The sequence below is a fragment of the Segatella copri genome, from assembly GCF_015074785.1.
Taxonomy (GTDB): domain Bacteria; phylum Bacteroidota; class Bacteroidia; order Bacteroidales; family Bacteroidaceae; genus Prevotella.
Genome location: NZ_CP042464.1, coordinates 3,667,507 through 3,679,857, shown reverse-complemented (window position 1 = coordinate 3,679,857; position 12,351 = coordinate 3,667,507). Strand labels below are relative to the sequence as shown.

The 12,351-nt window shown below is 48.6% G+C and carries 8 protein-coding genes; 2 read left to right on the top strand and 6 right to left on the bottom strand.

The features are described 5' to 3' along the window. Positions 1 to 254: 254 nt before the first annotated feature. Together FO447_RS15060 and FO447_RS15055 are read left to right on the top strand one after the other, a co-directional pair. Positions 255 to 833: an HU family DNA-binding protein gene (locus tag FO447_RS15060; protein WP_200757062.1), complete on the top strand. Its 579-nt coding sequence runs from the start codon at positions 255 to 257 to the stop codon at positions 831 to 833. Positions 834 to 993: 160 nt separating this feature from the next. Then, the gene (locus FO447_RS15055; RefSeq protein WP_153083965.1) at positions 994 to 1,089 is read left to right on the top strand and encodes a smalltalk protein; all 96 of its coding nucleotides are present in this window, start codon (positions 994 to 996) and stop codon (positions 1,087 to 1,089) included. Positions 1,090 to 1,229: 140 nt separating this feature from the next. On the opposite strand, the gene FO447_RS15050 is transcribed toward FO447_RS15055, so the two are convergent. The 6 genes from FO447_RS15050 to FO447_RS15025 all read right to left on the bottom strand — a co-directional run bounded on the left by FO447_RS15050 (position 1,230) and on the right by FO447_RS15025 (position 12,289). Next, positions 1,230 to 3,110, bottom strand: a complete 1,881-nt coding sequence (locus FO447_RS15050; protein ID WP_200757060.1) for an MGH1-like glycoside hydrolase domain-containing protein — start codon at positions 3,108 to 3,110, stop codon at positions 1,230 to 1,232. A gap of 5 nt (positions 3,111 to 3,115) precedes the next feature. After that, complete coding sequence (locus FO447_RS15045) at positions 3,116 to 6,271, bottom strand: glycoside hydrolase family 2 TIM barrel-domain containing protein (protein ID WP_200757058.1); 3,156 nt, start codon at positions 6,269 to 6,271, stop codon at positions 3,116 to 3,118. Between the two features lie 33 nt (positions 6,272 to 6,304). After that, the gene (locus FO447_RS15040) at positions 6,305 to 6,907 is read right to left on the bottom strand and encodes a lysine exporter LysO family protein (RefSeq protein ID WP_200757056.1); all 603 of its coding nucleotides are present in this window, start codon (positions 6,905 to 6,907) and stop codon (positions 6,305 to 6,307) included. After that, positions 6,904 to 7,215 (bottom strand): LysO family transporter, encoded by a 312-nt coding sequence (locus tag FO447_RS15035; protein ID WP_200757054.1) that lies wholly within the window; start codon positions 7,213 to 7,215, stop codon positions 6,904 to 6,906. Before FO447_RS15035 ends, FO447_RS15040 begins: the two co-directional genes overlap by 4 nt. A gap of 145 nt (positions 7,216 to 7,360) precedes the next feature. Continuing rightward, entirely contained in the window at positions 7,361 to 8,893 is a 1,533-nt protein-coding gene (locus FO447_RS15030) for a RagB/SusD family nutrient uptake outer membrane protein (protein ID WP_118139323.1), read from the bottom strand. A gap of 24 nt (positions 8,894 to 8,917) precedes the next feature. Then, positions 8,918 to 12,289: a SusC/RagA family TonB-linked outer membrane protein gene (locus FO447_RS15025; RefSeq protein WP_200757052.1), complete on the bottom strand. Its 3,372-nt coding sequence runs from the start codon at positions 12,287 to 12,289 to the stop codon at positions 8,918 to 8,920. Positions 12,290 to 12,351: the final 62 nt, after the last annotated feature.

Genomic DNA, 12,351 nt, shown 5'->3' with positions numbered 1-12,351 from the left:
GTTTAAGTGCTCAACTCTATGTTTTCCTCTCTGAAAAAGTATGAGTTGCGGGGCGCAAAACGGCGAGTTAGATTGTTTAACAGGTTTCAGATTGAAAGCGTGCTGAAAATCGCGCCTTATCACACGCTGAAATTTGGTGGTATCGGGAATTTGGCGTATCTTTGCATCGTGATTCAAGAAAGGTTGCACTCGACAAAACGCAACCCTCAAAGTTAACAATTAACAATTTATTAACCCTTTAAAAATTTAAGATTATGGAAGTAAAAGGAACATTGAAATATCGTAAAGTACAGCGCACACCTCAGACTGGTGAAAACGCAGGTAAGAAGAAGTGGTATGCTACTTCGGTAACCGACCGCGAAGTGGACTTCGAGGGATTCGTATCGCATATCTCCGACCACGGCTCGCCTTACTCTCGTGGTACTATCCACGGTGTGCTGATGGATGCACTCGACCATCTGCAGGAGCTGATTCTCGACGGCAAGAGCGTGCGCCTCTCTGACCTCGGACTGTTCTCCATCGGTATGAGCTCCAAGGCGGAGGACACCAAGGAGAAGGTGACAGCTGCCAGCGTGGAAGGCGTGCACCTGATTGTGAGAAACACGAAGAGCTGGAGCAATGCCGAGCTGCGCAAGAAGTGTAAGATTCAGGAGTACGGCGGCTATATCGGTACCGACGAGGAGGGCACCACAGGCGGTGGTACTACCGGTGGCGGTACAGAACAGGGCGGCGGCTCTGACACCAGCCAGGGCGGCGGTACTACCGGTGGCGGTACAACCGGCGACGGTACGCAGGGCGGCGGCTCTCAGGATAAAGGCGACGGGCTTGAATAAAGCCCTCGCCTGAGGGCCGCCCCGCAGGAGCGCCTAATGGGGGAGGGCGTCTCTCCCTAACGCCTGACGGAAGCTAGCGCATCCCCCACAAAGTTAACATTTAACATTTAACACTTAACATTAAAAACAAGTTTAACACTTAACATTAAAACTAAAGATTATGAAAGCAAATACTTGGAAAACGATTTTGCAGATTGCAATCTCCGTCCTTACAGCCATCGCTACTACGCTCGGAGTTACCAGCTGCACTCTTTAAAGGTAAAAAAAAAGATGTTTTTTAATTTTTGATTCGACATAGCAAAGCCCTCGGTGCATAACGCATCGGGGGCTTTTTTATTTAGGCCTTAAGATGTGCCAAATCCCGTTGGCATGACGTTTAACACATGAGAATCTCGTTTATTTTCCATAATCATTGTACATCATGATCAGGCAAGCGGCACTCCAGCTGAAGTGGGAAGCCTGCATTGGCTTGCCGGTATGCGTGTCATAATTCTCATAGATTGGGGTACCTGCCGAAATGCCCTGCAAATTGCGGAACACCTGGTCGGTATAGGCATCTGCCTTCTTCTTCTCACCATAGTTGCGATAGCCCTTGATGCCATAATAGGTCTGGTCGAGCCAGATAGGACCGCGCCAGTATCCCTGCGGATTGTACTTCGGATTATCGGCTGCTATCGTCGGGAATGGGATGAAGGTAGAGAACTTCTTCTTATTGTCGAGCAACTTTCTTGCCTTGGCAAACTGCTTAGGCGTTGCTATGTTCGCCCAGAAAGGAATATAGCCCTCACAACCAGCCTCACGTACAAAACTTCTGCCGGCATCCAAACGGCGGTCGTAGAAGAATCCATCTTTCTGGTCAAAGAAATAATCGGCAACCAGTCCACGATAGTCAGGCAAGTCGAAAGTCTCGCCCAGCAATCCGGCAAATTTCTTGAGCAAGGTATACTCCAGCGAGAGATAAGCATTCAGGTCAACGCTCTCCTGGTCAGTACTCCATGCATCCTTGCCGTTCTGCAACATCTTGGTACCGTCGAAACGGATGGCATTATCCATACCGCTCTCCCAGGCAGCTGCCTCCAGCGTGCCATCAACCGAACCGAACTCACAGATATGGTTCTTGTCGTGATCTCTTTTCTCATACCACCATTTGTGATATTTCAGAAGCTTCGGATACATCTCCTTTACGAAAGCCAGATCCTGGGTATGCTCGTAAATCTCGTTCACCGCCCAGGCTGCCAGAGGAGGCTTACTGTCGCGGTAGTTGTTCTCAGAAGCATCCGGATAGATGCAGTCGATAATCATGCCGTCTGGCTGCTGGTAGTCGAACATCACGCGGATGTTATCCTTCGCCAACTCTGGGAAGAAGGAAGCCATACCGGCAGAGAAACGCCAGCAGTCCCATGCCCAGCAACCTACGAAATAGCCTACAGCATGACTAGGCACGATGCCGTCATGATACAGGGCACCTCGCTTGGCACGCCAGTTGGAAAGCAGGGTGACGATGGATTTCGCAGCCACCCGGTTGTATTCTGCAGGCATATCATCACGTATCACCTTCTTCAGATAACCGTTCCAGCGCTTCTCGTTTTCATCGAGTGCCACCTTCGGGTTGGCAAGCAGACTGGCTGTATGCACATGCTGAACCGAAGCCTCGGTATCCTGCTCTACCAGCGAAATGGCGATGGTGAGCTGCTCTACACCTCTTGGCACGGCAGCCAGATAGTTGTGGTCGGTATCAGTCACCTTAACCTCCTGAGGAAAGTCGATGATGACACGTTCACCGTAGAAGTCTCCGATGGTAACACGGTTCTTGCAACGTGATACATTGGCACGGGTACTGATGCTGTCGGCAGTAAACGTGAACGGAACCTTGGATGGATTGGTAACTGTAAGCAGTGCCGTACGGGCATCTACAAACTGCAGACTCTCATAGAAATCGGCACCATCCTTCTTCAGAGTCATTCTGATTTCGCCCGGATAATAGCTCTGTTCCTGCACGGTACCATCAATGAGAGATACCAGCGAACGGGCATACCAGTTGCGGTAATAGATACTGAATGGTCCGCAGAAACCTGCGGTAGGTTTCTCCTTCTCTGAGAGGGTGAAACCCATCCATGAACCCATATCCGTGAAGCATCCGTTCTGACGGCGGGGAGCACCCGGTGTCAGCTGGATGTCAAGAATATCCTTATACTCCTGACGGGTGGTCTGTGCCATGCCGTCCATAGACAGCATGGCAAGCCCCATAGTCAATATAGCTATAGACTTAGTCTTCATATCGTTTATTTTAAGTTCTTAATAGTAAAGCTATAGCTCCACTCCTTTGGTGTGATGGTATATTCCGGATGCACCATAGCGCCCCAGGTATTATCGCCACCAACACCCATCTGCAGATGGTCGATGTTCACCCAGACCATGTCCTTCTTGTCTACACAGCCACCATGACGGTGCTCGATGGTAGAAGGAACATAGAGGAGATCATCCTGTGGGAAGTTCCAGGCACTTACGCTCAATGGCTCAGCACCTTCCACCCTGATACCGGCTCCAGCCTTCGAAGCGAGGGTGAACCAGCGTACATCACACTTGTTGGCGGTTTCCTGTGCTCTTACGTATGGATGATACTGCTCCCATACGCTGGCAGAATACTTACCGATGAGGTAACCGCTCTTACGGTCGGCATAGTTCTCCTGCGGACCTCTACCCAACCAGGTCATCTGGTCGTAGTCGCCCTTCAGAATCATGCGCATACCGAGACGAGGCATCTCCGGCAGCGCCTTGTTGCCAGGAATGAAGTGCATGTTCACCTCTACATTTCCATTGGCAAGCATCTGATAGGTAATCTGCATCTGAGATTCCTGCTCTGGCATATCGAAGTCTGCTGTGACGGTAGCCTTCTGGTTGTCTGCCTGGGTCTTGATGCTCTTCAGTACCATCTTCTTTCCTGCCTCACGCCAGGTAGCGCAGCGTTCCTGAGTGCCGTTAGCCACATCGTTGTCGGTGATACCGCGCCAGAAGTTTGGCTGCAAACCAGCCAGCAGCATTTCCTTGCCGTCATATTTCAGTGAGGTCATCTCGCCGGTCTTCTTAGAGAAGCTGATGCTGAAATCCCGGGTCTTTCCCTGGATGGTGATGGCATCTTCTGTCTCGGTCTTCTCTATCTGTCCGCTTACCTGTTCCTGAGCCTTTTCCAGTCGTACAGGCAGCTGCATCTGCTCGATGGCTACCTCGTGACCTGCAGGAACGGCTCCGGTAGCCTGCTTGCTGAAGGCGCGCAGGGTGAGGAAGTATTCCTTGTTGTCGGCAGCAGGAAGAGTGCCCATCGGTATCTCCATCTCCTTAGCCTGATGAGGCAGGAGGGTTGGGAAGTTCATCTTGCCGCTTCTGATGGTTTCGCCGTTTGCCTCTACTGCCCAGAAGAGTTGATAATTGTCAAGCGTGGTATAGTCGAATCGGTTGGTTACCTTGATGCGGTTCTGCATGAAGGCTACTGGCTCGAAGGCGATGTTCTGGTAAACCTTCTTCACCTCCCAGATATGTGGATGCAGCGAGCGGTCGGCTGCTACAAGTCCGTTGGCACAGAAGTTGGAATCGTTTACTACGCCTACGAATCCCATATCGCCACCATAAGCCCAGTATTTGTGTCCCTTGTCATCGGTCTTGGCGATGGTCTGGTCTACCCAGTCCCAGATGAAACCACCCTGCAACTGGTCGTATTTGTAAATCAGATCCCAGTAATCCTTGAGGTTACCCTCGCTGTTACCCATGGCATGGGCGTATTCGCAGAGAATCAGCGGACGCTCATCACGCTGGTTGACATGGCGGCGCAAAGACCAGATGCGGGCATACATCGGACAGTAGATATCCGACTTGGCGTAGTAACCGCCGCCCTCATACTGTACCGGACGGGTTGGATCCATCGCCTTGCTCATATCGTAGAGTTTCTCGAAACTCTTGCCATATCCGCTCTCGTTACCCATAGACCAGATGATGATGGCGGTATGGTTGCGGTCGCGCTTGATCATGCGGTACATGCGGTCGTGGAAAGCAGGATACCAGTCTTCTCTGTCTGCCAGCTGTTTGTATTCTGTATCCAGAATACCATGACACTCGATGTTCGCCTCGCCTACCATGTAGAGACCATACTTATCGCAGAGCTGATACCACTCCGAATAGTTTGGATAGTGAGAGGTACGCACGGCATTGATGTTGAACTGCTTCATCATCTTCACATCCTTCACCATCTCACCGATGCTGAGGGTTCTGCCGTGTACGGCATTGTGCTCCTGTCGGTTCACACCCTTAATGGTGATGGCAACACCGTTTACCAGAAGCTGTCCGTTCTTCATTTCGATGGTACGGAAGCCGAAAGGCTGAGCCACACTCTCCTCTACTCTACCATTCCTGTCGGTAGTATTGATGACGAGTGTGTAGAGATAAGGGCTCTCGGCACTCCAAGGCTGCACGCTCTTCAACAGTTTTTCGAAATGAATCAAGGTATCAGCAGGTGAGGTGATGCTCTGGATTTGTTTGAAGAGAGATTTACCTGTTGCCGAAAGCACTTTCACCTCAACCTTCTGACCCTTCTGTGGATTGAGCATATTCACATCGAGTGTGAAATTGCCATCCTTATATTGATTGATTAGTTTATTTCCCAATACGTAGTCGTTCATTCTGCTCTTAGGACGAGCCTGGATAAACACATTACGCTCTATGCCGCTATACTTCCAGTAGTCCTGGTCTTCCAGATAACTTCCGTCGCTGAAGCGGAACACCTTCATGGCAAGGCGGTTCTTGCCCTTCTTCAGGAACTTGGAGATATTGAAGTGGGCAGGCAGACGGCTATCTTCACTATAACCCACCATCTTACCGTTGATCCAGAGATAGAAGGCAGATTCTACACCTTCGAAATCCATGATTACATCCATGCCCTTCCAGTTTTCAGGCACGGTAAATTCGTGTACATAATGCCCTACAGGGTTGTAATCCTGTGGCACGAAAGGAGGATTTGCCTTGAAAGGATAGGTTACATCGGTATAGATGGGTGCATCGAAGCCCTGCAACTCCCAGCTGCCAGGCACATTGATATTCTGCCAATCGCTTACATTATAGGATGTCTTGAAGAAATCGGTCAAGGCAAGACTCGGATTCTTCACCAGTTTGAATTTCCATACACCATCCAGCGAGCGGCGGCGCTCATTCTGGGTGTTCAACTGGAAACGGCGGGCGTCATCCATCTTCAACTGTGCCAAGGCTCCGTTCTCACTTGTAAAAGGCAAGTAATGAGCGGTCATCGGCATGCGGTTGATATGGGTCACGGTGGCGTCCTGCCAAGGGTCTGAAGCTGCTGGCTGCTTGCCATCCTGAGCCGCAAGGGCTACTGAGGTATGGGCACAGCACAGGCTCAGACATATCATGAATGAACTGAAAATATGTCTCATACGGGTTTGGTTTAAAACTGCTTTTAGTTATTTCTACAAAGAACAGAAGAAGGTAACCAGGAAGGGTACAGAAAAGTCGACACAGAAGCCATGGAAGATGGAAACGATGATGAAACTCTCGCCCGAATATCGGGTGATGATAGGCAACGTTGTATCCATGGTCGTGGCTCCACCTACACTGATAGGTGCCAGTTTGCCGAAGTATTTTGCCAGCAGCGGAGCACACAACAGGGTGAGAATCTCGCGGCAGATGTTGGCAAGAAGGGCGATGGTTCCCAGTTCGGCGCCCCGGTATTCGGTGATGAAGATACTCGAAAGAGAGTAATATCCGAATCCTGAACCTATAGCCAGACAATCGGTAAGCTGGCGGTGGCTCAAGATGAGAGATACGGCGGCACAACCTGCCAGCGTACCCAGAATGGTCATCACAGGGAGCATCATCAGACGGGGATTCACCTTCTTGAAACTCTTCAGCACAGAGGTATCGCAACCGATGCTGATACCTACGCAGAACATCAGACAGCAGAGCGCATAATAGCTCACGTCGCTGTCCAGAAGACCTGACGGAATCACATCACACAAGCCTACGATGATGCCCAGAACAAAGAAGCTTACGATAATCAAACTGCCTTTCATGCCTTGCCTCCTTTCCCGGTTTCAGCGTGAGCCGACGATTTAGCCTGCTTTGCTGTAACATACTTCCACAATGCCCAAGCAAAGAGTGCACTACCCAGACTGCCTCCCAAGGTCAGGGCTATCGCCTCAAGTCCCAGGGTCTGAAGACCGCTGATGACACGAGGGTTAGAACCTACCTCGATACCGAGCAGGAACAGGAGTACCCATATCAGCGCCGTGATTATACGGCCGATAAAACTCATGTTCTTGTTGCGGAGCAGATAGCCGGTACCTATTCCGCATAGCATAATCATTACTATCTTGAGCATTGTTTCTTGTTTTTCTTCTTTATTTTATTGTTCGTTTTTATGAATTACATTACCATAAAAAACGGATTCCCGATCGTATTATTGCTTAATAGACCGAGAATCCTGATGATATTTATAAGTAATCTTCAATGGTTACTCGCCCCTATTACTTAGCCAGACTGTTTGAGTTCAACTCTGTAAGAGGAGTTGGATAGAACAGCTTGCTCTTGTCGAAACCAGTACGGCCGGCAGCAGTCAGCGCCTCAGCAGTCTTGCCCCAGCGGCGCAGGTCATACCAACGCAAGTTCTCCAATGGGAACTCAATCATACGCTCGTGCTCAATCTGAGCCTGAACCTCAGCCTGTGTTGTACCGGTCATGGCTGGCATATTGCCGTGAACTCTTCTCACATCGTTGATCAGCGGAATGGCCTCTCCGGTACGTCCCAAATCATTGAGAGCCTCAGCCTTCATCAGAAGAACGTTGGCATAACGCATCAGAGGAATGTTCACGTCGGTAGTTGACTGTGTCAGGGCTTCATATGTTGCAGGCATGAACTTGCGGAAAGAAGGACGATCGTAAGCCTCTTCTACCTCCGGATTCCTCTTGATCCAAGCATCCCAGTCGTAACCGTAAACCTTACCGGTTCCATCGTTAAAGTAAGGATCCTGGAAGAAGACTGAAGCATAAAGACGGGCATCATACAAGCCATTGTTCAACTTACCTTCCTTCTTAAATTCGTTCATCAGGGTCTCTGAAGGGGTAATTTCATCCCATCCTTCAAACTCCTCTGTACCTATCCAGCGATGCAGCTGGGTAGCATAGTTGGCACCATTGGCACTACTCAGAGAGAACTGCACCTCGAAAAGACTCTCCTTACAGTTTTTGTTTGTACCATTAAACATGCTGGCATAATTGCTTTCCAGACTATATCCCTTCACATTATTGAATGCCTCTACAGCAGCATTCAGATATTCTGCTTTCTTATCAGCCTGCTCAGAAGCCATCGTAAGATAAGCATAGCCTAAGTAGGCATAAGCTGTGCCTGAGGTAACACGTCCCACTTCTTCATTGCTGCGAGAGTTACTCATCTCCGTACCGGCTTTCAGGTCATCTACGATAAACTGCCAAGTCTCAGGACGGTCAGAAAGAGCCTTATCCAACTGGCTGGTAGAAGTGATATATGTATCACGGATAATGATTTTCTCCCAGTTGAGCAAGAGTTGCATATGATAGAAGCCACGAAGGAAATGAGCCTCAGCCAGGAGCTGCTTTCTGTCTGCTGCAGCAAGCTGACCTTCACTCATGGTAGCCACCTTATCAATAATCTGGTTACAGAAACTGATTCCGCGATAGTAACTCTTCCAGTAGATAGAGAACTGAGAGTTTCCGTTGTTGTAGCTGAAGTTACGTAGCTGCACCCAGTTTGGATAGTTCTGTACATCCTTACCCAAATCTACGTCATCCTGACGATAAGCCTCCACTGGCCATTTCACCTCAGAGAAGTCCCATTGGTCTCCGGAATATTCTGCAAAATACAGTTGGGAATAAGCTGATGACATTGCCGACTCTACGTCTGCTTTATCACGCCAGTAAGAATCGGAAGTCAGTTTATCTGGCGAAGTCTGCGTCAAATAGTCATCACATGATGTGAGTGACAGAGCAAGGCAAATGCCTGCTATATATTTTAATGCTTTCATAAGATTTTCCTTTTTATGTTAATACTAGAATGATACCTGTGCACCTACTGTGTAAGAGCGAGAGAACGGATAGGTAAAGCGGTCGATACCACTATTCAATACGCCCATAGAGAATTCTGGGTTGGCACCAGAATAACCTGTAATGGTAAACACATTTTCTGCACTCACGTAGAAACGGATGCGGTCGCAATAAATCTTCTTAACCAGCGATGTTGGCAAGGTATAACCCAACTGCACCTGACGCAAGCGTACGAAATCTCCATTCTCCAGGAAGCGGGTTGACTCGCGAGTATTGTCGTTAGGGTCACCATAGATGGCACGTGGTACGCTGGTATTGGTATGGGTAGGAGTCCAGGCATCCAAAGTGCTGCTGAGGAAGTTGGAAGCTGAGTTCATTCCCTCATAGTAGTAGCGGATACCATTGTAAATCTTGTTGCCGAATGCACTACCGATGACTGCTGAGAAGTCGAAACCCTTGTAACTGGCGCTCAAGTTAAGGTTAGCCTCAACCTTAGCGATACCTGTACCAGAATAGGTCTTATCATCCTCGTCAATCACACCATCACCATTCATATCCTTGAAACGTACATCACCAGGCTGAGCATTTGGCTGAAGGAGTTTGCCATCCTTGTTTTTATAAGCATTTACCTCATCCATATTCTGGAAGATACCGTCTGCCTGATAGAGGTAGAAAGCACCGATTGGCTTGCCTACCTTGGTCTGGGTAGGGAAGTGCTCTGAGCCATACTTCAAACCCATACCGTAAATGGTCTGATCTTCATTAGCAAGAGAAACCACCTTATTAGATACCGTACTGAGGTTGAAACCTACATTATACTCGAAATCACTTACCTTGTCGTTCCAGTTCAACTCCAGCTCAAAACCCTGGTTGCGCATCTTACCTACGTTCAGCGTTGGGTTGGCAAGACCGGCAGATGGAGCCAGCTTACGGGTAATCAGCAGGTCGCGTGTCTCGTTGATATAATAGTTTACATTACCACTCAGATGGTTATTGAAGAAGCCGAAATCGAAACCGATGTTCTTGGTATCAGTAGTTTCCCATTTCAAAGAGCGGTTTTCCAATCCACGGGCAATACTGCCTGGCCATGCAGAAGAGCCAGAACCCTGAACATAGCCCTGATAGAGATCATTGTATGTAGAAATGAGCGCCAGGAAATCGTAGTAGCCCAAAGCATTCTCGTTACCGAGCTGTCCCCAGCTGGCACGGAACTTCAAGTTGCTGATTACTGTATTCTTAGGGAAGAATGGCTCTTCGCTGATTCTCCAACCTACAGCTACAGATGGGAAGAAACCCCAACGACTATCGGCACCGAACTTAGAAGATCCATCCTCACGGAAGGTGAACTGGAAGAGATAGCGGTCGTTGAAATTATAATTAAGACGGCCGAAGAAAGAAGCACGGTTGTACTTCCAGCAGGAACCATCACCGCTGAAGGTTCCGCCTGCTCCTGCACCGATGGTAGCAAAACTGGAATCCAGAAATCCTGCTGCCTTCTCACTCTGCTGCAACTGTCCGTTTTCTACCTTATATACGATGGTCTTACCTTCTACGCCTACCGAACTCCAGTTATACTTGCGGCTGGTGAGCGAAGTACCGAGCATGGCATTGATGCTGTGCTTCTGGATTTCCTTGTTGAAAGAGAGAACATTCTCGAACACCTGCTCCTCCCAGTAAGCACGGGTCTCGCTGCTATTCGGATAATTATCAGGACTCTTCGTATCTGCTATATAATCAGGTGCATGATAAGAATCTATCTCGTGCTCACCACGATAACCATAGCTGGTCTTGAAGTTGAGCCAAGGGAAGAACTTGAAGGTTAATGCTACATTGGCAGAAGTATGATACTTCTTATCTACTTCGTTCTTATAGTAGTTATCTGCAACAACGTTACGGTTGTTTGGCAGACCATCAAAGTTAGTCAAACCGAAACCATACTTTTCATTCTCATTATAAATAGGTACGAGAGGAGAAATCATATAAGTTTCCTTGAGAGAATACTGAGGCTGACGGCTGTTGGTATATTTGAAATCCATATTGGCATCCAGATCTATGATGCCCTTGGTTGCATGGAGTTTCATACGTGCGATATCATGACGATGCTCGTTGCCGATAAAGATACCCTTCTCGTCGGCATGGTTATAAGATACAGAATACTGTGCCTTATCACCACCTCCGCGGAGGCTGACCATATAGTTCTGTGCCAATCCGTTGCGCTGGATAGCATCCTGCCAATCGGTATTCACACCAGTTTCATGGGTAATATAGGCAGGTAAGCCGGCACCAGGATATTCACCATACTGGGTCTTATAGTTCTCATACATCATCTTATGTACAGCCTTATAGCCATCAGCATCAAGCATATCAAGGTCCTTAGCAACGTGAGTGAAGCTCAAATAGGTACTGAAATCCACCTTTACATCGCCCTTCTTACCGTTCTTGGTTGTAATCAGAACCACACCGTTGGCAGCTACAGAACCATAGATGGCAGCGGCAGCACCATCCTTCAGAATCTCCATAGACTCGATGTCCTGAGGGTTCACGCTGTTGATATCGCCAGGGAAACCATCCACAATATAAAGAGGTTCGTTATCGCCGAATGTCTTGATACCACGAATCTTGATGCTCACACCGGCACCGGCATTACCACCACTTTTCAGGATGTTCACACCGGCTACCTTACCCTGCAAAGCCTCAGCTGGGTTGGTAGTAGTGCGCTTAGCCATCTCCTTGGTATTGACAGAAGAAAGAGCACCGGTCATATCGCTGCGCTTCATGGTACCGTAACCTACTACAACCACTTCGCTCAAAGCCTGTGTGTCCTCGCTCATGGCGATGTTCATGTTTTCAGAAGCCTTCACCTCGCGGTCTACGAAACCGAGGTAAGAAACCTTCACCTTAGCGCCCTTGGCTGCATTGATGGTGAATCGGCCGTCCATATCGGTTACTGCGAGTTCGTCGGTACCAACTACAGAAACAGTAGCACCAATGACAGGTTCCCCGTTGTCGTCCTTCACAACACCCTGCATCTTGCGCTTGTTGCCCTGCTGAGGAGCGGCTGCCGCATGCTTCTCAGAAACAACGATAGATTTCTGCGAAACCACAGAGTATTTCAAGTTGCGTCCTTTCAAGGCTGCATCGAGTACAGCTGTTACAGGAACGCCACTCTTCCTGATGGTGATATCCTTGCGATGGTCAATGATATCACTCTTGTAAGAAAACCTGTAGGATGTCTGGTTTTCGATTGTACTGAACACCTGCTTCAAAGAGGCATTCACAACATTGACCGTTACTTTCTGCTGTGCCGATGCTCCCAAGAGCGGAAGGCATATCAGGATGAAGATCATCAAACTTTTCAAGTAATTGCGTCTGATCATAATGTTTACGTTTAGTTATACAAAAAGTTTAAATTAACCTATGTTTTTAGGTTTTGTCACAA